Source organism: Pseudomonas fluorescens, assembly GCF_902497895.1.
In the GTDB taxonomy this organism is placed as follows: domain Bacteria; phylum Pseudomonadota; class Gammaproteobacteria; order Pseudomonadales; family Pseudomonadaceae; genus Aquipseudomonas; species Aquipseudomonas fluorescens_BP.
In genome coordinates, this window is record NZ_CABVHQ010000039.1 from 1 (window position 1) to 22,485 (window position 22,485).

Sequence of the window (22,485 nt, forward strand, 5' to 3'; positions counted from 1 at the left end):
CGAACGAAAGGGGCAAGAGCCCTTGGTTACTTGGGGCTTTTCCAAGTGACCCGCCGTAAGGGCGGAACCCTGAGTCGCCGTGACCGCAGCAACGGATATGTACCCAATCAACAAAATACAAGCCGACCGGCTCTTGATCCACCGCCCCCTCGCTACGCCTGTGTGTGTGTGCCTGAAACCCGAGCTTAAGTGAACAGCATTGCGACTCAATGGCCGGGCTTTGGTAGTTATCGCCTGTCGTCAGATAACGGTGACTGTTCATCTGCCGCCGGCAGGTCCCTGTCAGCGGGGTCTATCCAGTCTTCGGGGCGCTCCTTCGATACGTCGTCCGGGCGGCCCAGCGGATCGTATTTGCCGGGACGTACAGGATCCAACGGCGGCCTGTCTGTGCCCGACTCTGGTTTCGCAGGAACAGAGCCTGGCATTTTCTTGTCTTCGAAACTCGAATCGGTAGACATACGCACCTCACTATTAAGGTCCAGCAATTCTGGGCCGTACAGGTTTGAAGTCGGGACTGAGGACGAGGTGCGATTGAGTTGACGAGTGGCAGAGGTAACCCCCCTCTGATCCAGGATCTTTTGAGTTGCTGCAAGGCATTAGGGCATGCGGACGAAACGAAGCACTATCAGGAGGGATACGAAGAAAAAGTAATCGACTCCCGGTGGTGGGCGCCGAGCTGGCGTTTTGAGTGGAGTATTGCAAAAGTTTTGCAAATCGCAGGCAACAAAAAAGGGCCCACCTTTCGGTGAGCCCTTCCAGACCGCCCAGCAGAGCGGATTTTGTTTGGTAGGCGCGATTGGACTCGAACCAACGACCCCCACCATGTCAAGGTGGTGCTCTAACCAACTGAGCTACGTGCCTGCTGTGTGGCGGCATTCTACGGAATTGCGGAGGGGTGTCAACACCTTTTTTGCGGCTAAGCCTATGAATATGCGAATTTTTTAATTTAAGCGCGACAAACAAGATTTTTCCCTGGCTGGCAGCCGTTTTTCAACTCAGGTAGGATCGATGCACTCGTAAAATATATTAAACAGAGGCCGCAGGATGGCGAACACCCCCTACCCCGATTCCTATTACGCCGCATCGGCCAACGCGGTAACGCCGCGTCCATTGCTGCAGGATGACGTAGAGACTGACGTCTGTGTGATCGGTGCCGGTTATACCGGCCTCTCCAGTGCGCTGTTCCTGCTGGAGAGTGGTTTTCGGGTAACAGTCCTGGAAGCGGCCAAGGTCGGCTTCGGCGCCTCGGGTCGTAATGGCGGCCAGATCGTCAACAGCTACAGCCGCGATATCGATGTGATCGAGCGCAGCGTCGGGCCCAGGCAGGCGCAACTGATCGGGCAGATGGCGTTCGAGGGTGGCAGGATCATTCGTGAGCGTGTGGCCAAGTATCAGATTCAGTGCGATTTGAAGGACGGGGGTGTGTTCGCCGCGATCACCGCCAAGCAGATGGGCCACCTGGAGGCGCAGAAGCGTCTCTGGGAGCGTTATGGCCATACCCAGCTGGAAATGCTCGATCAACGCCGCATACGCGAAGTGGTGGCCTGTGATCAGTACATCGGTGGCATGCTCGATATGAGTGGCGGGCACATGCACCCGCTCAATCTCGCTCTTGGCGAAGCCGCTGCGGTGGAGTCGTTGGGCGGGACTATTTATGAGCAGTCGCCGGCCGTTCGCATCGAGCGCGGGGCCAATCCGGTGGTGCATACGCCCCAGGGCAAGGTCCGGGCCAAATTTGTCATCGTTGCCGGTAACGCCTACCTGGGCCATCTGGTTCCGGAGCTGGCGGCCAAGTCGATGCCATGCGGCACTCAGGTCATCACTACCGAGCCCCTTGGCGATGAATTGGCGAAAAGCCTGCTGCCTCAGGACTATTGCGTCGAAGACTGTAATTACCTGCTCGACTATTACCGGCTCTCGGGTGACAAGCGCCTGATTTTCGGCGGTGGCGTGGTCTATGGCGCGCGGGATCCGGCGAATATCGAAGCGATCATTCGACCGAAGATGCTCAAGGCCTTCCCGCAGCTCAAGGATGTGAAGATCGGTTACGCCTGGACCGGCAATTTCCTGCTGACCCTGTCGCGTCTGCCACAGGTCGGACGCCTGGGCGACAACATCTACTACTCCCAAGGCTGTAGCGGCCATGGCGTGACGTACACGCATCTGGCAGGCAAGGTCCTGGCCGAAGCCCTGCGCGGCCAGGCAGAGCGTTTTGACGCCTTTGCCGACCTGCCGCACTACCCCTTCCCTGGCGGACAATTGCTGCGCACGCCATTCGCTGCATTAGGCGCCTGGTATTACGGCCTGCGGGACAAGTACGGCTTCTGATTCCCCGTAGGAACTGGCGCAGGGTGCGATCTTTTTCGCGGGTACCACCATCGCAAAGATCAAAAGATCGCAGCCTGCGGCAGCTCCTACGCCGACCGCGCATGCCTGCAAGGGTATCTTTTGGGGGGTATGGAACAGGAGGCAAGGGAAAGCCGAATTCCAGATACAAAAAACCCCGGTCTTTCGACCAGGGTCTTTGCTATCAATCAGAAGAAGCCAGTGGCTTTCTTCGTAGCTTCAAGGCGTTCAGTGGGCCTTGAGGCAGATATGGCGCAGCGGACGGGACTCGAACCCGCGACCCCCGGCGTGACAGGCCGGTATTCTAACCGACTGAACTACCGCTGCGTATCGCTTGGACTTGCGTCCATTTGAACCTTTGAAATCGTCTGACTGGAAAGCTTCGAGGCTTTTCAATCTCAAACCGGGTAAACCCGATCTGGAAAATATGGCGCAGCGGACGGGACTCGAACCCGCGACCCCCGGCGTGACAGGCCGGTATTCTAACCGACTGAACTACCGCTGCGCGTCGGTGGAGGCTTTTGACAGCTTCCGTCTTGCTTTCGCAAAACTCTCAAGAAGTGGTGGGTGATGACGGGATCGAACCGCCGACCCTCTGCTTGTAAGGCAGATGCTCTCCCAGCTGAGCTAATCACCCTTTGCTTCGTTGAGGCCGCGAAATTTACGCAGATATCGAAGCTAAGTCAATAGCCTGCTTGAAGTTTTTCTGAAAAAGACAAAATCGGTCATCTTTTCGGGACAGCCTTTCTTTCGAACCGCCCCATCGCACTAACCGCATCGCGAGCAAGCTGCGCTCCTACAGGTAGACCATCTTCTTGGTCATGCCGCCATCGACCACAAACTCCTGGCCGGTGACGAAACCTGCATTCTTCGACAGCAGCCAGGCCACCATCGCCGCCACGTCTTCCACGGTCCCTACCCTGCCCGCCGGGTGCTGAGCATGATCAGCGTCCGTCAGCGGCTCGGCACGCCGCACAGACGGGTCTCGGGCATCGATCCAGCCGGGACTGACCGCATTGACCCGGATCTCCGGGCCAAGGCTGATCGCCAGGGCATGGGTCAGCGCCAGCAATCCACCCTTGCTCGCCGCATAGGCCTCTGAATCAGGCTCTGACTGTCCGGCCCGGGTCGAGGCCAGATTGACGATGACCCCGGCGTGAGCACGCAGGTAAGGCGCGCAGTGCTTGGCCAGCAACATCGGCCCGCTGAGGTTTACCGCCAGAACGCGATTCCAGTAAGCCAGATCAAGGCATTCCAGGGTGATGTTGTGCGGATCGGCCACCGCCGCGTTGCACACCAACGCATCCAGGCGCCCGAACTGCCCGAGCACCTCGGCAACGCCCACGGCGACCTGCCGCTCGTCCGCCACGTCCATGCTGATGAACCAGGCGCTTTCGCCGAGGACCTTGGCGACCTTCGAACCACGCACCCGATCCAGGTCCGTCAGCACCACCTGCCAGCCTTCGCTGATCAGCCAGGCCGCAATCCCCAGACCAATGCCACGCGCCGCGCCGGTGACCAGCGCGACACGCCCATGGGTGCTACCCGCCGCCATGGACATCTCGATCACAAGGCAGCCAGCCCACGCGCCAGATCGGCCTGCAAGTCGCCGACATCTTCCAGACCGACCGCAACCCGGATCAGGCTGTCGCGAATCCCCGCTGCCTCACGCTCTTGCGGCGCTAGACGGCCGTGAGAGGTGGTGCTCGGGTGGGTGATGGTGGTTTTGCTGTCACCCAGGTTGGCCGTAATCGAAATCAGCCGGGTCGCATCGATAAAGCGCCAGGCGCCGTCTTTGCCGCCCTTGACCTCGAAACTCACCACCGCACCGAAGCCGCGCTGCTGACGCAGGGCCAGTTCGTGCTGCGGATGGCTCTTGAGGCCGGCGTAATGCACTTTCTCGATGCCCTCCTGCTGCTCCAGCCACTCGGCCAGGATCTGCGCATTGGCGCAATGAGCACGCATGCGCAGGCTCAAGGTTTCCAGGCCCTTGAGGAAGATCCAGGCGTTGAACGGACTCAGGCTCGGCCCGGCGGTGCGCAGGAAACCCACCACTTCTTTCATCTGTTCGCTGCGACCGGCGACCACGCCGCCCATGCAACGGCCCTGGCCATCGATGAACTTGGTGGCCGAATGCACCACGATGTCGGCACCCAGTTTCAACGGCTGCTGCAACGCCGGCGTGCAGAAGCAGTTGTCGACCACCAGCAGCGCGCCCTTGGCGTGGGCAATCTCGGACAAGGCCGCGATATCCACCAGCTCCGCCAGGGGGTTGGACGGTGATTCAACGAACAGCAATTTGGTATTGGCCTTGATCGCCGCATCCCAGCCGGACAACTGCGCCAGGGGCACGTAATCGACTTCGATACCAAAACGCTTGAAATACTTGTCGAACAGGCTGATGGTCGAGCCGAACACACTGCGCGACACCAGCACATGATCGCCGGCACTGCACAGGCTCATCACCACCGCAAGGATCGCGGCCATGCCAGTGGCAGTGGCTACAGCCTGTTCGGCACCTTCCAGCGCAGCGATGCGTTCTTCGAACGCCCGCACTGTCGGGTTGGTGTAACGGGAATAGACGTTGCCCGGCACTTCACCGGCGAACCGCGCAGCCGCATCGGCGGCCGTGCGGAACACGTAACTGGAGGTGAAGAACATCGGATCACCGTGCTCGCCTTCCGGCGTTCGGTGCTGACCGGCGCGCACGGCCAGGGTATCGAAAGCTACGCCATCGAGGTCGCTGTCCAGCCGACCGGCATCCCAATCCTGACTCATGCTGCCTACTCCTTAGTCTTGATATCTAAATCAGTTGTTGTACAGGTCGATAATCGCGCTGACAGCCTGGGTCTTGACCTTGGAGGCATCGTTGCGCGCCTGCTCGATCTTGTTCAGGTAAGCCTCGTCGATGTCGCCGGTCACGTACTTGCCGTCGAATACCGCACAGTCGAAGTTCTCGATCTTGACCTTGCCGCCGCCGACCGCTTCGATCAGGTCCGACAGGTCCTGGTAGACCAGCCAGTCCGCGCCGATCAGATCCGCGACGTCCTGGGTGCTGCGATTGTGCGCGATCAGTTCGTGGGCGCTTGGCATGTCGATACCATAAACGTTCGGGTAGCGAACCGCCGGAGCCGCCGAGCAGAAGTAGACATTCTTCGCACCCGCTTCACGGGCCATCTGAATGATCTGCTTGCAGGTGGTGCCGCGAACGATGGAGTCGTCCACCAGCATCACGTTCTTGCCGCGGAATTCGAGTTCAATGGCGTTGAGCTTCTGGCGTACGGATTTTTTCCGTGCGGCCTGGCCCGGCATGATGAAGGTCCGGCCGATGTAGCGGTTCTTCACGAAACCTTCGCGGAACTTCACGCCCAGGTGGTTGGCCAACTCCAGTGCCGAGGTGCGGCTGGTGTCCGGAATCGGGATGACCACGTCGATGTCATGATCCGGACGCTCGCGCAGGATCTTGTCGGCGAGCTTCTCGCCCATGCGCAGGCGAGCCTTGTACACCGAAACCCCGTCGATGATCGAATCCGGGCGCGCCAGATAGACGTGCTCGAAGATGCACGGGCTGAGTTTCGGGTTGGTCGCGCACTGACGGGTGTGCAGCTTGCCGTCTTCGGTGATGTAGACCGCTTCGCCCGGCGCCAGGTCGCGGATCAGGGTGAAGCCGAGCACGTCCAGGGACACGCTTTCCGAAGCGATCATGTACTCGACGCCTTCGTCGGTATGACGCTGGCCGAAGACGATCGGACGGATGCCGTTCGGATCACGGAAACCGACGATGCCATAACCGGTGATCATCGCGACTACCGCGTAACCACCGACGCAACGGTTGTGCACGTCGGTGACCGCGGCGAACACGTCTTCTTCGGTCGGCTGCAACTTGCCGCGCTGGGCCAGTTCGTGAGCGAACACGTTGAGCAGGACTTCCGAATCGGAGTTGGTGTTGACGTGGCGCAGGTCAGATTCGTAAATCTCCTTGGCCAGCTGTTCAACGTTGGTCAGGTTGCCGTTGTGCGCCAGGGTGATGCCATACGGCGAGTTGACGTAAAACGGTTGAGCTTCAGCCGAAGTCGAGCTGCCCGCGGTCGGGTAACGCACATGGCCAATGCCCATGTGGCCGACCAGGCGCTGCATATGCCGTTGATGGAATACATCACGGACCAGGCCGTTGTCCTTGCGCAGGAATAACCGGCCGTCATGGCTGGTCACGATACCGGCAGCGTCCTGGCCGCGGTGCTGGAGGACGGTTAGCGCGTCATACAGCGCCTGATTGACGTTCGACTTACCGACGATACCGACGATGCCACACATGCGACGCAACCCCTACTTAATGGATCTGAACTGAACACTACTCACTGAGGCGTTTTGGCCGTCGGCAAGAGGTGCTCCTTGAACGGTATCTCAGCGGGTACGCTGATACCACTGGCAAGCCACTGACTGCTCCACCCGAGAATCAGGTTTTTGGACCAGTCTGCAACCAATAGAAATTTTGGCACGAGCTGTGACTGTTGCCACCACCCGTCCTGCTGTACCGGCCCCAGGCTCAACAGCCCGACCGCCACGACCACCAGCAACGCGCCACGCGCTGCGCCGAAGGCCGTGCCGAGAAACCGGTCGGTCCCGGACAGGCCGGTGACGCGAACCAGTTCGCCGATAAGATAATTGATCATTGCGCCTACCAGTAAGGTGGCGACAAACATGATGGCGCAGCCCGCGATCACGCGAGCCGAAGGTGTTTCGATGTATCCGGTGAGGTACTGTGACAATGAGCCACCAAATAGCCAGGCTACGACTCCTGCGATGATCCAGGTGAGCAACGACAGTGCTTCTTTGACGAAGCCGCGGCTCAAACTGATCAAAGCGGAGATGGCGATGATTGCAACGATCGCCCAGTCAACCCAGGTAAATGGCACAGTGCAGCCTACGGACAGATAAGGCGGCGTATTTTAGCAGAAGCGCATGCCTGTCGGTAAGCGGCGATTGTCAGTGCATTTCAAATCGGCTCGATAGCCTTGGGCGACAACACGACCTGCGCAGCAGCTGGCGCAGCCTGCGTTCGGCTGCGCAGCAGTCGTGAATTCGGCTTTCTCGGTTTATCTGAATGACCGAGATGCCTGGTTTTACGACTGCTGCGCAGCCGAACGCAGCCTTCGGCAGCTGCTACGAGTAACGTGGCGCCCCTGATCCATCAGCCGCGTTCTGGCTGGAAACGCACCACAAAACCCTTGAGGTTCTTCTGACGACCGAGCAAGTCCCGCAGGCGATCGGCTTCAGCGCGCTCGATCAGCGGCCCGACGAATACCCGATTCTTGCCGTTGGCGGTACGAATATAGGCGTTATAGCCCTGGCTGCGCAGGCTCTTCTGCAGACTCTCGGCACTTTCCCGGCTGGACAGGCTGGCCAACTGCACCGACCAACTGACCGACAGACCATTGGCATCGACCCGGCTCTGGCTCACATCCGGCTTGGTCGGCGGGACAGACGGCTTGGGAGCCGCAGGCGGCGCGACAGGCTTGCTGGTGGTGACCGGCGGCGCAGGAGCGACCGGTACAGCCGGCGCAATCGGCATCGACGGTTGTTCCTGAGCAATTTCCTCATCGCTCGGTACCGGCTCCTGCGGCAGGCTTTGCGGCTCGGGCACGATAACCGGCTCGACCTGAACCTGCGGCATGGCAGGCGCTTGAGGTGCGGCCGGGGCTTGAACGGTTATCTGGCGCTGCTCATCCTCACGGGAGAACAGCATCGGCAGAAAAATCACTGCCAATGCCACCAGAACCAGAGCTCCGACCATCCGCTGCTTGTAAGCGTTATCCAGCAAAGCCATTTGCAGCCTCCTCCGTGGAGTGCCGGGCCAGCCATTGGAGAGCCTCGGCGACACAATAAAATGATCCGAACAACAGAATCTCATCCTCGACTGTCGCTTGCGCACACTGCCCTTCCAGCGCGGCAGTGACACTCTCATAGGACGTCACCGACGCACCAAGGTTCTGCAAGGCCGCCTGCAGATCCGCGACCGGACGACTGCGCGCAGTATCCAGCGCAGCGACTGCCCACTGCTGAACACAAGCACTCAATGCGCCGAGAACTCCGTCAAGATCCTTGTCCGCCAGCAAACCGAACACCGCCAGACGCCTGCCGACCAACGGCCGACGCGCCAGACGATGGGCCAGATACTCGGCGGCATGCGGGTTGTGACCCACATCCAGCAGCAAGTGTAGGCGTTTGCCGTGCCAGTCGATCTGCCGTCGATCCAGACGCCCGACGACTCGAGTCTGTTTCAGCGCCTCGGCAATCTGCTCCGCCTGCCAGGGCAAACCGAGCAGCAGATACGCCTGCAACGCCAGCGCCGCGTTTTCCATGGGCAGATCGAGCAATGGCAAATCATGTAGCTCAACCGCCTGGCCCTGCGCATCAAGGCCGCGCCATTGCCAGTTGTGCTCGGTGATACCCAGGTCGAAATCGCGACCGCGCAGGAAAAACCGGCAACCCAACTCGCGGGCCTTGTCCAGCAGGGGTTGAGGAGGATTCAGATCGCCGCACAGCGCTGGCGCGCCCTGGCGGAAAATGCCGGCCTTTTCGAAGGCCACCGACTCACGGCTATCGCCGAGGTAGTCTGTGTGATCGACACCGATGCTGGTGACCAGCGCGAGGTCGGAATCCACCAGGTTGACTGCATCAAGGCGCCCACCCAGGCCGACTTCCAGCACCACCGCATCCAGACCGGCACGCTGGAACAGCCAGAACGCCGCCAGAGTGCCCATCTCGAAATACGTCAGGGAGATTTCGCCACGCCCGGCCTCGACCGCGACGAAGGCCTGGCACAGCTCGACATCAGTGGCTTCGACGCCGTTGATCTGAACCCGCTCGTTGTAGCGCAGCAGGTGCGGCGAGCTGTAGACGCCGACCTTGAGTCCCTGGGCTCGCAGCAAGGACGCCACGAACGCACAGGTAGAACCTTTGCCGTTGGTACCCGTAACCGTGATCACCCGAGGCGCCGGCTTGCCCAGGCCCATCCGCGAAGCGACCTCTTGCGAGCGCTCAAGGCCCATGTCGATGGCCGACGAATGCAATTGTTCAAGGTAGGCGAGCCAGTCGCCCAGGGTACGTTCGGTCATATGTTTGCAGGCACCGGTGGAACCACGATCGGCTCGATGGCCGCGGCCACGAACACCGGAGTCGGCACACCCATCAATTGCGCCAGCAGGTTACCCAGGCGCGGACGCAGCTCCTGACGGGCGATGATCATGTCGATGGCGCCGTGTTCCAACAGGAACTCGCTGCGCTGGAAGCCTTCCGGCAGTTTTTCACGGACGGTCTGCTCGATGACGCGTGGGCCGGCGAAACCGATCAGGGCTTTAGGCTCGCCGACGATCACATCACCGAGCATCGCCAGACTGGCGGAGACACCACCGTAGACCGGGTCGGTCAGCACCGAGATGAACGGAATGCCTTCTTCACGCAGACGCGCCAGAACCGCCGAGGTCTTGGCCATTTGCATCAGGGAAATCAGCGCTTCCTGCATCCGGGCACCGCCGGACGCGGCAAAGCAGATCATCGGGCAGCGGTGTTCCAGGGCGTAGTTGGCGGCGCGTACAAAACGCTCGCCAACGATGGCACCCATCGAGCCGCCCATGAAAGAGAACTCGAAGGCCGCAACCACTACCGGCATCCCCAGCAGGGTGCCGCTCATGGAGATCAGCGCGTCCTTCTCACCGGTCTGCTTCTGGGCCGCGGTCAGGCGGTCCTTGTACTTCTTGCCGTCGCGGAATTTCAAGCGATCGACCGGCTCCAGGTCGGCACCCAGCTCGGCACGGCCTTCAGCGTCGAGGAAGATGTCGATGCGGGCGCGGGCGCCGATGCGCATGTGGTGGTTGCACTTGGGGCAAACGTCCAGGGTCTTTTCCAGCTCCGGACGATAAAGCACAGCCTCGCAGGACGGGCATTTGTGCCATAGACCTTCAGGCACCGAGCTTTTCTTCACCTCGGAACGCATGATCGAAGGGATCAGTTTGTCTACCAACCAGTTGCTCATGCTTTCTTTCTCCAGTACCGGCGGCCCGAACGCTGTACGTTCGAAGCCCCGAGTATGCCCTTGAGCTAAATTCATGTGTGCGGCGATGATTCGTTCGCTACCGCGGTCAGCCGAGGCTTGACCTGCCCGTGGCGAATCGTTCCTCAGCCCTCTAGACAACTCGCTCCAGAGCGGTTGCCACTTCGATTTCGGCCTGCCCGGTAACGGTGCCGGACTGTTTTTTGTACGACTGTGCCAGCCTGTTTTGTACAGTGGTGTTGGACGGCGGCAGACTGCCAGCCGTCACATCGGCTACGTACTACTGCGTACAGCCTGCATGAATGCGCGAATCTTCCCGTGATCCTTGATCCCCTTGCTCTGCTCCACCCCGCCGCTGACGTCCACCGCATAGGGATGGACCCGGGCGATGGCCTCAGCCACGTTGCTCGCCGTCAATCCGCCTGCCAGGATAATCGGCTTGCTCAAGCCCTGCGGCACCAGCGACCAGTCGAAGGCTTCGCCCGTACCACCGGGAATGCCTTCGACATAGGTATCGAGCAAAATCCCGCTGGCCCCCGTGTAAGCCTTGCAACCGGCCGCGATGTCATCGCCGGCCTTGACCCGCAGCGCCTTGATGTAGGGCCGGTGGTAGCCTTCGCAATCGGCCGGTGTTTCGTCGCCGTGAAACTGCAGCAGATCCAGCGGCACCGCATCGAGGATTTCACCAAGCTCGCAACGACTGGCATTGACGAACAGGCCGACTGTGGTCACGAATGGCGGCAATGCGGCGATGATCGCCCGCGCCTGCTGCACATTCACCGCTCGCGGGCTTTTGGCATAAAACACCAGACCAATGGCATCCGCCCCGGCTTCGACTGCTGCCAGCGCATCTTCTATGCGGGTAATCCCGCAAATCTTGCTGCGAACGGCTGCCATATCGTTGGAACCTCAGGACTTATCCGAGAAAGTCCCGGATGGTAACAAATGCTTTTCCGGGCGTCAGCCGTCAAGTTCCGAGAAACCGGTAAGGAAATGTGGACCGATGAAGCGCTCGGGCAATTCAAATTCGTCGTGGTACTCGACCTGTACCAGATACAGCCCGTAGGGATGTGCCGTGACCCCTCCAGTTCGCCGCACGCGGCTTTCCAGCACTTCCCTGGCCCACTCCACCGGGCGCTCACCGGCACCGATGGTCATCAGCACCCCGGCGATGTTGCGCACCATATGATGCAGGAAGGAGCCCGCGCGGATATCCAGCACGATCATCTTGCCGTGCTGGGTCACCCGCAGATGGTGGAGCTTCTTGACCGGCGACTTGGCCTGGCACTGACCGGCGCGAAAGGCACTGAAATCGTGAGTCCCGACCAGATGCGCGGCGGCTGCGGCCATGCGCTGTACGTCCAGCGGACGATGGTTCCAGGTAATTTCCTGATTCAAATGCGCCGGACGAATCTGGTCGTTGTAGATCACATAACGGTAGCGCCGGGCAATCGCCTTGAAGCGCGCATGGAAATCCGCCGGCATGACCTTGGCCCAGCTCACGCTGATGTCATGGGGCAGATTGATATTGGCACCCATGGTCCAGGCTTTCATCGAGCGTTCGGCCCGGGTATCGAAGTGCACCACTTGCCCGCAGGCATGCACGCCAGCGTCGGTGCGCCCGGCGCACATTAGCGATACCGGTGAATCGGCGACTTTGGACAAGGCATTTTCAAGGGTTTCCTGCACCGTCAAGACACCGGAAGCCTGCCGCTGCCAGCCGCAGTAACGCGAACCCTTGTATTCAACACCCAGAGCGATCCTGAAAAAGCCTGCGGCCGCCCTTTCGGCGGCCGCGTTATCTATATTTGCCAAGGAGTTACAGCCTGCTGATGTACGCAAAGGCGCCCATTATACGGCCGCAGACCCCGGACGCCATACATATCAGGCCCATGCAAAACCCGTAGGAGCTGCCGCAGGCTGCGATCTTTTGGCGGCGCACGCCATTCTTGTGGGCTCGCCCCAATGCCGTAGCAGCTGCCGAAGCCTGCGTCCGGCTGCGCAGCAGTCGTAAAATCAGGCACTGCGGTATTCCAGACAAACCGTGCAAGCAGGATTTACGACTGCTGCGCAGCCGGACGCAGCCTTCGGCAGCTGCTACGGGGGCATTGGCGCTCGCCCGAAGGTGGCGTCCCAGGCGACTGGAAACAACAACGGCAGCCTCAATGGCTGCCGTTGTTGTTAAAGCAATTACACTTTATCCAGCCAAACGCTTCAACAATTGTTTGGCTTCGCTCTTCTGACCGTCATCGCCCTCGCTGAGGACCTCACTGAGAATATCCCGCGCACCATCGCTGTCGCCCATGTCGATGTAAGCCTGGGCCAGGTCCAGCTTGGTAGCCACTTCATCGGTACCGGAGAGGAAATCGAACTCCAGCTCGTCGGAGGCGGCCGCGGCCGCTGCATCCTCGGCGGTGAAGCGTGGCTCGGCAAACGGCTGCGCGATAGGCGGTTGTTCAAGGCTTTGCGACAGGCGCTCCAGCTCGGCGTTGACGTCACCCGGTTCGGTGGCGAGCGCGTCCGGCTCGGCCGGGGCATCGATTTCATCGGCCAGGAACAAATCGAAATCATCCAGCAGATCGAAATCTTCGATGGGTGTCTCGCTCACCGTCGGCGCCGCAGCTACCGCTGGCGCTTTCACCTCATCCTCAAGACTCAGCAGGAACTCGTCATCGGCCAGAGTCTCGGCCGGCATGTCGCCACCAAGGTCAAGATCGAATTCCGACAAGTCTTCCGGACTTTCCTTCGCTTCGGTCTGCTGCTGCAAAACCGCTTCGAAGCTCAAATCGTCGTCCAACGGAAAGGCATCAAGTTCTGCCTCTGGTTCTGGTTCTGGTACTGGTTCTCGCTCTGGCGCTGGTTCCGGCACTGGCGCAACCACCGCCGGAGAAGCCGATTCCAGATCATCCAGACTCAGATCAAAGTCGCTATCAAGCTCATCCGCCGCAGCAACAGCAGTCGGCGCCGGCACCTCTGGCTCATCCAGGCTCAGATCAAAGTCGCTATCAAGCTCCTCCGCCGCAGCAACAGCAGTCGGTACCGGCACCTCGGGCTCATCCAGGCTCAGATCAAAGTCGCTACCGAGTTCGTCCGCCGCTGCAACAGCAGTCGGCGCCGGCACCTCTGGCTCATCCAGGCTCAGATCAAAGTCGCTATCAAGCTCCTCCGCCGCAGCAACAGCAGTCGGTACCGGCACCTCGGGCTCATCCAGGCTCAGATCAAAGTCGCTACCGAGTTCGTCCGCCGCTGCAACAGCGGCCGGCGCTGGCGCCTCTGGCTCATCCAGCAACAGATCCTTGACGTATTGCGCGTCCAGCTCGGCAGCCACCGCCGCCGCGGCGATACCGCTGGCGGCCGCCACTGCAACCATCGCCGGGAAGCGGCTTTTCAGCTGTTCGACTTCAGCGTAATTCTTGCCGTTGGCCACCAATTGACGCTCTTGAGCGACAAAGGCATCGCGATCGCCCTGCTCACCATAGACTTCCATCAGCTTCAAGCGCAGGTCACTGCGTTGCGGCTCCTCCTTGATGGCTTTTTGCAGCAGGTCGGCAGCCTGATTCAGGGCACCGCGCTGGATATGCGATTGCGCCTGGGCCAGAACGTCATCGGAGCGCTCGGCTGCCCGAGCCACCAAAGGTGCGGCAATCGGTGGCACAACGACCACTGGAGCGATAAGAGTTGGAGTTGGAGCTGGAGCTGGAGCTGGAGCTGGAGCTGGAGCTGGAGCTGGAGCTGGAGTGAGCTTGACGCTTGGCGGTGGAACTTCAATGCCTTCGAAGCTGTTTGGCGGCAGATCCAGGTCCAGAGCACCAGAAAACTCCGGTTCGTCGGCCAGGGCCCGCGCCATGCGCAGATGCTTTTCGGCTTCCTGCTGGGCTTTGCGACGACGGGCCAGCAACAGCAACAAAAACAGAACCACAATGGCACCGCCACCCACCAGTCCCATCAGCAACGGACTGGTCAGCAGTTCATTGAATTTGGCTTCTTCTGCAGGTTCTGCAGGCGGCGACGCTTCTTGAACCGGTGCCTCGGCAGGTACGGCGGCCGGCGTGGCAGCATCGGCTGTCGCATCGGCCGGTGGTGTCGCGCCAGCCTGGGCCGCTTGAGGATCAGCGGCCAACTCAGCCGACATCGGCGCTGAAGGCTGAGCAGCGCCCGGACCTTCGGCCTGCAACTTGGCCAACTGATTATTCTTCAGCTCGATCAGGCGCTGGAGCTTGTCCATCTGACTTTGCAGTTCGGTCATGCGGCTTTTCAGCTCGGTGTTGCCACGCCGGGTCGTATCGAGGCTTTCCGAGGCGACCGCGAGTTTGTCGTTCAGCGCCTGGCTGTCGCCCGCGGCGCCTTTGCCGGCTTTACCGGATTCGGCGGAAACCAGGCTCAATTTATCTCTGGCCGGCTGTGAGGAAGTGGCATCGCCACCTCCTCGCTTGGTGGCGTCCAGTTGCCGCGGTTTTGCGACCAGACGACGACCCTGACGCCAGGCGGTATTCTGTGCGGCCACTTCGGTAATGGCCTGGGGTTGCGGTAGGCTGGCGCTCTGAGCAGCATCCGGCAGACGCAGCACCTGGCCGGTTTTCAGGCGGTTGATATTGCCGTCGATAAAGGCATCGGGGTTCATTGCCTGAATCGCCAGCATGGTCTGCTGGATCGAGGCGCCGTTACGGACCTTCGAGGCGATCTCCCACAGGGTGTCGCGAGCAGCGGTGGTGTGCTGCGCCGAATTGCCAGCCGCGGCTTGAGCCGGCGCTGGCTGAGCGGCGGCTTCAGCGGTTTGCGGGGAGAACTTCGAGGGATCGAGCAGCACACTGTAATCGCGCAGCAAGCGGCCATTGGGCCACATCACCTGCACCAGGAATTTGACCATCGGTTCGGTCAACGGCTTGCTCGATGTCACGCGCAGCACGCTTTTGCCACTGGCATTGAGCTCGGTGGTAAAGGTCAGGTCATTGAGAAACGCCTGACGATCGACGCCGGCCTTGGCGAACTCTTCTGGCGAGGCCAGGCTCGGCACCACTTCAGCGGCGCGGAGGTCCTTGACATCGAGCAGTTCGATTTCTGCCATCAACGGCTGGTTCGGAGTCGACTTCAGGGTCAATTCCCCGAGCCCAAGCGCCTGCGCCACACCGGAGGACAGCGCCGAGGCGGCCGCGATTGCCAGCACCAGTTTGCGAACTTGAACCATAGCCTCTTCCTTTGTTTAAACACTCCTCGGCCAGCGAGAAGGTCTAGTAGCCGCCGCCCTGAGGCGTTGCGCAGAGCATTGAAGACAACCTGCACGAGATTATTTCATTTTATGCCCGTGGAATCCGCAAAGGCGGCTCCAGACCCGGCATAGCACCCAGATAGAATCTTTCTGTAAATTGTTGCCAAGTATCTTTTACAGGAGGTCTTTTATCAACAACTCAGCCAACTGCACAGCGTTTAGCGCTGCGCCTTTGCGTACGTTATCTGACGTCAGCCACAGATTTAGTTCCGCCGGGTCGTCGACGCTGGTCCGAACCCGGCCGACATAGACCGCATCCTGCCCCACCGCATCGCCGACTGCCGTCGGGTAATCACCGGCTTCGACCAGCTCGATGCCAGGCGCCGCCTCCAGTGCCGCATTGACCTTTGCCAGGTCGATAGCCTTCGCTGCCTGCAAGGTCACACTAAAGCTATCGCCGAAAAACACCGGGGCTTGAATGCAAGTTACAGAAATTTTCAACAAAGGCTCTGCCAGGACCTCGCGCAGCTCCTTGACCAGGCGTTTTTCCAGCAAGGTGTGGCCTTGGGCATCCGGCGTGCCGACCTGTGCCAGCAGGTTGAAAGCCATCTGCCGATCAAAGAATCGTGGCTCCAGGGGGCGGACGTTGAGCAGTTCGGCGGTTTGCCGGGCCAGTTCTTTAACGGCTTCGCGACCTTGAGAGGAGACTGCCAGGCTGGCCGTCAGGTTGATCCGCTGAATGTCGAGCAAACCGCGCAACGGTGCCAGTACCACTGCCAGCACGGTGGCAGATGCGCTTGGGCTACTCAGCTGGACGGGCTTTTTCAATCCGGCCAGCACTTGACCATTGGCTTCCGGAACGACTTGCGGTGCTTGCGCGGCAGGCAGGGCGCCGGACAAATCGATCAGCGCACAACCGGCCGCCGTGGCGCGAGGCGCAAAGCTCAGGGTAACCGCGGGGCCGGCAGCAAAAAATACCAGCTGAACCTTGCTGAAGTCGAATTCGTCGACTTCCCGCACCCGTACGTTCTTGCCGCGGAACGGCACCGAATGCCCGGCCGACTCGCTGCTGGCCAGCAGGTACAGATTGGCGACAGGGAAATCGCGCTCTTCGAGAATCTGGACGAGTGTTTCGCCGACAGTACCGGTGGCGCCGATCACGGCGATATCAAAGGACTGGCTCATGTTGCTACCTCAGGCGAAACGGGGGAGCGGCACTTTACCGGGTGGTCGGCAGTTCGGCAATTTAGAGCAAAAGATCGCAGCCCCCGTAGCAGCTGGCGGAGCCTGCGTTCGGGCCGGGGTCGCGCTCGACCGCAGTCCTCGTGAATCCGAACACCTTGATCTTCCTGAAAAACCGCGCCCTGAGGTTTTACGACCGCTGCGCGGCCGAACGCAGGCTTCGCCAGCTGCTACGAAAAGCTCATCACCTTCACAAAGAAAAAACCCGCACCTCTTTCAAGGCACGGGTTCCTTCATTACTTCAATAAATCAACGCTCGAGCAGAATCCGCAACATGCGCCGCAGCGGTTCGGCCGCGCCCCACAGCAGTTGGTCGCCGACGGTGAAGGCTCCGAGGAACTGCGAACCCATATTCAGTTTGCGCAGACGGCCCACCGGGATATTCAGGGTACCGGTGACCTTGGTCGGGCTCAGCTCCTGCATGCTGATTTCACGCTGGTTCGGCACCAGCTTGACCCAGGGGTTGTGCTGGCTGATCAGCCCTTCGATATCGGCAATCGGCACGTCTTTGTTCAGTTTGATGGTCAGCGCCTGGCTGTGGCAGCGCATGGCGCCGATCCGCACGCAGATGCCATCGACCGGTATCGGGCTCTTGAAGCGACCGAGGATCTTGTTGGTCTCGGCCTGGGCCTTCCACTCTTCACGGCTCTGACCGTTCGGCAGTTCCTTGTCGATCCACGGGATCAGGCTGCCGGCCAGTGGCACGCCGAAGTTCTCGGTCGGATAGGCTTCGCTGCGCATGGCTTCGGCGACTTTGCGGTCGATGTCGAGGATGGCGCTGGCCGGGTTGGCCAGTTCATCGGCGACAGCGGCATGGGTCGCGCCCATCTGCTTGATCAGTTCACGCATGTTCTGCGCGCCGGCACCGGAGGCCGCCTGATAGGTCATGGCGCTCATCCACTCCACCAGACCGGCTTCGAACAGGCCACCCAGGCCCATCAGCATCAGGCTGACAGTGCAGTTACCGCCGATGTAGTTCTTGGTCCCGGCGTCGAGTTGCTGGTCGATGACCTTGCGGTTCACCGGATCGAGCACGATCACCGCGTCATCCTGCATGCGCAGGCTGGAAGCGGCATCGATCCAGTAACCCTGCCAGCCGGCTTCGCGCAGTTTCGGAAAGACTTCGCTGGTGTAGTCGCCACCCTGGCAGGTCAGAATCACGTCGAGGGTTTTCAGCTCTTCAATGCTGTAAGCATCCTTGAGCGGAGCAATATCCTTGCCCACGGACGGGCCTTGGCCACCCACATTGGACGTGGTGAAAAACACCGGCTCGATAAGATCGAAATCCTGCTCTTCCAGCATCCGCTGCATGAGCACGGAACCGACCATACCGCGCCAACCGATCAGACCTACACGTTTCATCGCAACTGCACCTTTTACAAAAAGTGGGCGCGCTTGCCACCATCAGCGGCAAGCGGGGCCCAAGAGATTACAGATTCCGCAGCGCGGCGACTACTGCATCGCCCATTTCCTGCGTACCGACTTTGGTACAACCCACCGACCAGATGTCGCCAGTGCGCAAGCCCTGGTCCAAAACCAGACTGACGGCCTTCTCGATCGCATCGGCCGCATCCTGCAGATTGAAGCTGTAACGCAGCATCATCGACACCGACAAAATGGTCGCCAACGGGTTGGCAATGCCCTGCCCGGCGATGTCCGGCGCCGAACCGTGGCACGGCTCGTACATGCCTTTGTTGTTGGTATCCAGCGACGCCGACGGCAGCATGCCGATGGAACCGGTGAGCATCGATGCCTGGTCGGACAGAATGTCGCCAAACAGGTTGTCGGTGACGATCACGTCGAATTGCTTGGGTGCACGCACCAGTTGCATGGCGGCGTTGTCGACGTACATGTGGCTCAGTTCGACTTCAGGGTAATCCTTGGCCACTTGCTCGACGATTTCACGCCACAGTTGGCTGGAGGCCAGTACATTGGCCTTGTCCACCGAGCACAGCTTCTTGCCGCGCACCATGGCCATGTCGAAACCGACACGGGCGATACGCCGGATCTCGCTTTCGCTGTACGGCAGGGTGTCGAAAGCCTGACGCTCGCCGTTTTCCAGGGTGCGGGTACCGCGTGGCGCGCCGAAATAGATACCGCCGGTCAGTTCGCGGACGATCAGGATATCCAGGCCAGCAACGATTTCCGGCTTCAGGCTCGAGGCCTCGGCCAGTTGCGGGTAAAGGATTGCCGGACGCAGGTTGCCGAACAGGCCCAGTTGCGCACGAATCTTCAGCAAGCCGCGTTCAGGACGGATGTCGCGTTCGATGGCGTCCCATTTCGGACCGCCGACTGCGCCAAGCAGTACAGCGTCGGCCGCGCGGGCACGAGCCAGGGTTTCGTCGGCCAGGGGCACGCCATGCTTGTCGATGGCCGCGCCGCCGATCACATCAAAGCTCAGTTCGAAGCCCAGCGAGTACTTGTCGTTGGCCAGCTCCAGCACCTTGACCGCTTCGGCCATGATTTCCGGGCCGATACCGTCACCAGGGAGAATCAGAATCTGCTTGCTCATGCTTTCCTCATTTCATCTGTCGGCATGCCCTCGGGCGCACCTGGAAAAATTCTATTGCTCGGCGCTTATCGTTCAGCCATCAGCACCAGCACATCCGTACTGAACGAACCATCGGCCTCAATCTCAAAATACTCGCGCACTTCATTGCCCATGGCCTGCTGCAACTCGAGGATCGCGGCGCGCATGACCTGCGGCGTGCGCATCCGCTCGACCCAGGAGTTGTACTCCAGGCGCAGGCGCTGGCGCGTGGTGCTGCGGGTATGCAACCCCGCTTCGCTGACCTGACGCAACCACTCACCGGCGGAATAATCGCGCACATGGCTGGTGTCGCGCAGCACTTCGACGCTCTGCAGGTAAGTGTCGAACAACGGACTGCCCGGCGACAAGACATCAACGAATGCCGCCACCCCACCCGGCTTGAGTACCCGCCGCACTTCCCGCAGGGCCAGGCCGAGATCGCTCCAATGGTGCGCCGAATAACGGCTGAAGACGAAATCGAACTCACCATCGGCGAACGGCAAGCGTTCGGCGGCGCCCAACTGGGTGGAAACGTTGCTCAGCCCCCGGTCAACCGCCGCAGCGGCGACCACATCCAGCATCTGCCGGGACAGGTCGTAGGCCACCACCTCTTTGACCAGCGACGCCACCTGGAAACTCACATGACCGGCGCCACAGCCCAAATCCAGTACCTTCGCATCCCCACGACCCGCCACCTCGGCCTGTAGCAGCGCAAATTCGGTGCCTTGAGCGTGCACGGCGCTACTCAGATAGGCCGCGGCCTGTTCACCGAATTGCTTTTGGACTACCTGGCTGTGGGCATTGCTGGTCATGCCGATTTCCTTATGCGTTGTGAAGATCAAAAGATCGCAGCCTGCGGCAGCTCCTACAGGTGTACGCAATCCAAATGTAGGAGCTGGCGAAGCCTGCGATCTTTTCAGCGATCACACCAAAACATCACGCGTCGCGAAACAACCAAGGCTGGCTCGCCCGGTGCTTGGCTTCGAACGTGGCAATCGCTTCATGGTCCTGCAGGGTCAGGCCGATATCGTCCAGACCGTTAAGCAGGCAATGCTTGCGGAATGCGTCGATTTCGAAGCTCAAGACCTTGCCATCCGGACGGGTCACCGTCTGGGCTTGCAGGTCGACCTGTAACTGATAGCCAGGAGTCGCTTCGACTTGCTGGAACAGCTCATCGACTTCGGCATCGCTCAAGATGATCGGCAGCAAGCCGTTCTTGAAGCTGTTGTTGAAGAAGATGTCGGCATAGCTCGGCGCGATGATGCTGCGAAAACCGTACTCTTCCAAAGCCCATGGCGCATGTTCGCGGCTCGAGCCGCAACCGAAGTTTTCCCGGGCGAGCAACACGCTGGCACCTTGATACCGCTCGGCGTTGAGCACGAAATCCTTGTTCAACGGGCGTTTCGAGTTGTCTTGGTACGGCTGGCCGACATCCAGGTAACGCCACTCATCGAACAGGTTCGGGCCGAAGCCGGTGCGCTTGATCGACTTCAAGAACTGCTTGGGAATGATCTGATCGGTGTCGACGTTGGCGCGATCCAGAGGCGCGACAAGACCAGTGTGCTGGGTAAAGGCTCTCATGTTTACTGCGCTCCCTGGGTCAATTCACGGACGTCGATGAAACGACCGTTGACGGCCGCCGCGGCAGCCATGGCCGGGCTGACCAGGTGAGTACGACCACCGGCGCCCTGACGGCCTTCAAAGTTACGGTTGGAAGTCGACGCGCAATGCTCGCCCGATTCCAAACGGTCCGGGTTCATCGCCAGGCACATCGAGCAACCTGGTTCACGCCATTCGAAACCGGCTTCCAGGAAGATCTTGTCCAGGCCTTCCAATTCGGCCTGAGCCTTCACCAGGCCCGAGCCCGGCACCACGATCGCCTGCTTGATGGTCGAAGCGACTTTGCGGCCCTTGGCAATCACCGCCGCGGCGCGCAGGTCTTCGATCCGCGAGTTGGTGCAGGAACCGATGAAGACCCGGTCCAGTTGAATGTCGGTGATCGCCTGATTGGCGGTCAAACCCATGTACTTCAAGGCGCGTTCGATGGAGCCGCGCTTGACCAGATCCATTTCCTTCGCTGGATCCGGAACGTTCTGATCAACAGCAAGCACCATCTCGGGCGAGGTGCCCCAGCTGACTTGCGGCTTGATCTGAGTGGCGTCGAGCTCGACGATGGTGTCGAACTTCGCATCCGCGTCGGTCACCAGATCTTTCCAGGCTTCGACCGCCAGGTCCCATTCCGCGCCTTTCGGAGCAAACGGGCGGCCTTTGACGTAGGCCACAGTCTTTTCATCGGCGGCGACCAGACCCACTCGTGCACCGGCTTCAATGGCCATGTTGCAGATGGTCATGCGGCCTTCGACCGACAAATCACGAATCGCGCTGCCGGCGAACTCGATGGCGTGGCCATTGCCGCCGGCGGTGCCGATCTTGCCGATGATCGCGAGGACGATGTCCTTGGCGGTCACGCCGAACGGCAATTGCCCTTCGACGGAAACCAGCATGTTCTTCATTTTTTTCGCGACCAGGCACTGAGTGGCGAGCACATGCTCGACCTCGGAGGTGCCGATCCCGTGAGCCAGAGCGCCGAACGCGCCGTGGGTCGAGGTGTGAGAGTCACCGCAGACCACGGTCATGCCCGGCAAGGTAGCGCCCTGCTCCGGACCGATGACGTGGACGATGCCCTGACGAATGTCGTTCATCTTGAATTCGACAATGCCGTATTCATCACAGTTATCGTCGAGGGTCTGGACCTGCAAACGCGAGACCTGGTCGACAATGGCTTCGATCCCGCCTTTACGCTCCGGGGTGGTCGGTACGTTGTGGTCCGGAGTCGCGATATTGGCATCGATGCGCCAAGGCTTGCGCCCAGCCAGACGCAGGCCTTCGAAGGCTTGCGGCGAAGTCACTTCATGGATGATGTGACGATCGATATAGATCAGCGCCGAGCCATCGTCGCGCTGCTTGACCAAATGCGAATCCCAGAGCTTGTCGTAGAGCGTTTTGCCGGCCATCAGACGGTCCTCATCAGCTTGTTTCTATGCCCTGGGCTTGAAGCAACTCAATGACCCCTTGGCTTGTGAGGTCGATCCTAGGGCGTTACATTAA

17 protein-coding genes and 4 tRNA genes are annotated in these 22,485 nt (G+C 60.3%); 1 reads left to right on the forward strand and 20 read right to left on the reverse strand.

Annotated features, from left to right (window positions below):
* Positions 1 to 784: 784 nt before the first annotated feature.
* Positions 785 to 861, reverse strand: a tRNA-Val gene (locus F8N21_RS19150).
* Between the two features lie 183 nt (positions 862 to 1,044).
* On the opposite strand from F8N21_RS19150, the gene F8N21_RS19155 reads away from it, so the two are divergent.
* On the forward strand, positions 1,045 to 2,328 hold the full coding sequence (locus F8N21_RS19155) for an NAD(P)/FAD-dependent oxidoreductase (protein ID WP_150643600.1): 1,284 nt from the start codon (positions 1,045 to 1,047) through the stop codon (positions 2,326 to 2,328).
* A gap of 268 nt (positions 2,329 to 2,596) precedes the next feature.
* On the opposite strand, the gene F8N21_RS19160 is transcribed toward F8N21_RS19155, so the two are convergent.
* From F8N21_RS19160 to leuC, 19 genes are all read right to left on the reverse strand, one after another.
* Positions 2,597 to 2,673, reverse strand: a tRNA-Asp gene (locus F8N21_RS19160).
* Between the two features lie 101 nt (positions 2,674 to 2,774).
* Positions 2,775 to 2,851: transfer RNA gene (locus F8N21_RS19165), tRNA-Asp, on the reverse strand.
* Between the two features lie 56 nt (positions 2,852 to 2,907).
* Positions 2,908 to 2,983 (reverse strand) — tRNA-Val (locus F8N21_RS19170).
* A gap of 159 nt (positions 2,984 to 3,142) precedes the next feature.
* Entirely contained in the window at positions 3,143 to 3,907 is a 765-nt protein-coding gene (locus tag F8N21_RS19175) for an SDR family oxidoreductase (protein WP_191624355.1), read from the reverse strand.
* 5 nt (positions 3,908 to 3,912) lie between these two features.
* Positions 3,913 to 5,124 (reverse strand): O-succinylhomoserine sulfhydrylase, encoded by a 1,212-nt coding sequence (locus F8N21_RS19180; RefSeq protein ID WP_150643602.1) that lies wholly within the window; start codon positions 5,122 to 5,124, stop codon positions 3,913 to 3,915.
* A 30-nt stretch (positions 5,125 to 5,154) separates the two neighbouring features.
* Positions 5,155 to 6,660: an amidophosphoribosyltransferase gene (gene purF / locus F8N21_RS19185; protein ID WP_150643603.1), complete on the reverse strand. Its 1,506-nt coding sequence runs from the start codon at positions 6,658 to 6,660 to the stop codon at positions 5,155 to 5,157.
* A 41-nt stretch (positions 6,661 to 6,701) separates the two neighbouring features.
* Positions 6,702 to 7,262 (reverse strand): CvpA family protein, encoded by a 561-nt coding sequence (locus F8N21_RS19190; protein WP_150643604.1) that lies wholly within the window; start codon positions 7,260 to 7,262, stop codon positions 6,702 to 6,704.
* A 275-nt stretch (positions 7,263 to 7,537) separates the two neighbouring features.
* The gene (locus F8N21_RS19195; protein ID WP_150643605.1) at positions 7,538 to 8,173 is read right to left on the reverse strand and encodes an SPOR domain-containing protein; all 636 of its coding nucleotides are present in this window, start codon (positions 8,171 to 8,173) and stop codon (positions 7,538 to 7,540) included.
* Entirely contained in the window at positions 8,157 to 9,464 is a 1,308-nt protein-coding gene (folC, locus tag F8N21_RS19200) for a bifunctional tetrahydrofolate synthase/dihydrofolate synthase (RefSeq protein WP_150643606.1), read from the reverse strand. The genes F8N21_RS19195 and folC overlap by 17 nt, the downstream gene beginning before the upstream one ends.
* Positions 9,461 to 10,381 carry an acetyl-CoA carboxylase, carboxyltransferase subunit beta gene (accD, locus tag F8N21_RS19205; RefSeq protein WP_150643607.1) on the reverse strand — a complete coding sequence of 307 codons (921 nt, stop codon included), beginning with the start codon at positions 10,379 to 10,381 and terminating at the stop codon, positions 9,461 to 9,463. Before accD ends, folC begins: the two co-directional genes overlap by 4 nt.
* A 291-nt stretch (positions 10,382 to 10,672) precedes the next feature.
* Positions 10,673 to 11,296, reverse strand: a complete 624-nt coding sequence (locus F8N21_RS19210; RefSeq protein ID WP_150643608.1) for a phosphoribosylanthranilate isomerase — start codon at positions 11,294 to 11,296, stop codon at positions 10,673 to 10,675.
* 63 nt (positions 11,297 to 11,359) lie between these two features.
* A complete protein-coding gene (gene truA, locus F8N21_RS19215) occupies positions 11,360 to 12,214 on the reverse strand; it encodes a tRNA pseudouridine(38-40) synthase TruA (protein WP_150643609.1) in 855 nt (284 codons plus the stop codon).
* Between the two features lie 382 nt (positions 12,215 to 12,596).
* Positions 12,597 to 15,584 (reverse strand): FimV/HubP family polar landmark protein, encoded by a 2,988-nt coding sequence (locus tag F8N21_RS19220; protein WP_150643610.1) that lies wholly within the window; start codon positions 15,582 to 15,584, stop codon positions 12,597 to 12,599.
* Between the two features lie 195 nt (positions 15,585 to 15,779).
* Positions 15,780 to 16,790 carry an aspartate-semialdehyde dehydrogenase gene (locus F8N21_RS19225; protein WP_150643611.1) on the reverse strand — a complete coding sequence of 337 codons (1,011 nt, stop codon included), beginning with the start codon at positions 16,788 to 16,790 and terminating at the stop codon, positions 15,780 to 15,782.
* Between the two features lie 306 nt (positions 16,791 to 17,096).
* Positions 17,097 to 18,209: an aspartate-semialdehyde dehydrogenase gene (asd, locus tag F8N21_RS19230; protein ID WP_150643612.1), complete on the reverse strand. Its 1,113-nt coding sequence runs from the start codon at positions 18,207 to 18,209 to the stop codon at positions 17,097 to 17,099.
* A 67-nt stretch (positions 18,210 to 18,276) separates the two neighbouring features.
* Positions 18,277 to 19,359, reverse strand: coding sequence for a 3-isopropylmalate dehydrogenase (leuB, locus tag F8N21_RS19235; protein ID WP_150643613.1), 1,083 nt, complete (start codon positions 19,357 to 19,359; stop codon positions 18,277 to 18,279).
* 65 nt (positions 19,360 to 19,424) lie between these two features.
* The gene (locus F8N21_RS19240; RefSeq protein WP_150643614.1) at positions 19,425 to 20,189 is read right to left on the reverse strand and encodes a class I SAM-dependent methyltransferase; all 765 of its coding nucleotides are present in this window, start codon (positions 20,187 to 20,189) and stop codon (positions 19,425 to 19,427) included.
* A gap of 124 nt (positions 20,190 to 20,313) precedes the next feature.
* Positions 20,314 to 20,958 carry a 3-isopropylmalate dehydratase small subunit gene (gene leuD, locus F8N21_RS19245; RefSeq protein WP_108217789.1) on the reverse strand — a complete coding sequence of 215 codons (645 nt, stop codon included), beginning with the start codon at positions 20,956 to 20,958 and terminating at the stop codon, positions 20,314 to 20,316.
* Positions 20,959 to 20,960: 2 nt separating this feature from the next.
* The gene (gene leuC / locus F8N21_RS19250; protein ID WP_150643615.1) at positions 20,961 to 22,391 is read right to left on the reverse strand and encodes a 3-isopropylmalate dehydratase large subunit; all 1,431 of its coding nucleotides are present in this window, start codon (positions 22,389 to 22,391) and stop codon (positions 20,961 to 20,963) included.
* Positions 22,392 to 22,485: the final 94 nt, after the last annotated feature.

Excerpts from the sequence above, each read along its gene's own strand:
- F8N21_RS19155 (WP_150643600.1), top strand. The coding sequence starts at position 1,045 with ATGGCGAACACCCCCTACCCCGATTCCTATTACGCCGCATCGGCCAAC.
- F8N21_RS19175 (WP_191624355.1), bottom strand. The coding sequence starts at position 3,907 with ATGTCCATGGCGGCGGGTAGCACCCATGGGCGTGTCGCGCTGGTCACC.
- F8N21_RS19180 (WP_150643602.1), bottom strand. The coding sequence starts at position 5,124 with ATGAGTCAGGATTGGGATGCCGGTCGGCTGGACAGCGACCTCGATGGC.
- purF (WP_150643603.1), bottom strand. The coding sequence starts at position 6,660 with ATGTGTGGCATCGTCGGTATCGTCGGTAAGTCGAACGTCAATCAGGCG.
- F8N21_RS19195 (WP_150643605.1), bottom strand. The coding sequence starts at position 8,173 with ATGGCTTTGCTGGATAACGCTTACAAGCAGCGGATGGTCGGAGCTCTG.
- folC (WP_150643606.1), bottom strand. The coding sequence starts at position 9,464 with ATGACCGAACGTACCCTGGGCGACTGGCTCGCCTACCTTGAACAATTG.
- accD (WP_150643607.1), bottom strand. The coding sequence starts at position 10,381 with ATGAGCAACTGGTTGGTAGACAAACTGATCCCTTCGATCATGCGTTCC.
- F8N21_RS19210 (WP_150643608.1), bottom strand. The coding sequence starts at position 11,296 with ATGGCAGCCGTTCGCAGCAAGATTTGCGGGATTACCCGCATAGAAGAT.
- F8N21_RS19220 (WP_150643610.1), bottom strand. The coding sequence starts at position 15,584 with ATGGTTCAAGTTCGCAAACTGGTGCTGGCAATCGCGGCCGCCTCGGCG.
- F8N21_RS19225 (WP_150643611.1), bottom strand. The coding sequence starts at position 16,790 with ATGAGCCAGTCCTTTGATATCGCCGTGATCGGCGCCACCGGTACTGTC.
- asd (WP_150643612.1), bottom strand. The coding sequence starts at position 18,209 with ATGAAACGTGTAGGTCTGATCGGTTGGCGCGGTATGGTCGGTTCCGTG.
- leuB (WP_150643613.1), bottom strand. The coding sequence starts at position 19,359 with ATGAGCAAGCAGATTCTGATTCTCCCTGGTGACGGTATCGGCCCGGAA.
- F8N21_RS19240 (WP_150643614.1), bottom strand. The coding sequence starts at position 20,189 with ATGACCAGCAATGCCCACAGCCAGGTAGTCCAAAAGCAATTCGGTGAA.
- leuD (WP_108217789.1), bottom strand. The coding sequence starts at position 20,958 with ATGAGAGCCTTTACCCAGCACACTGGTCTTGTCGCGCCTCTGGATCGC.
- leuC (WP_150643615.1), bottom strand. The coding sequence starts at position 22,391 with ATGGCCGGCAAAACGCTCTACGACAAGCTCTGGGATTCGCATTTGGTC.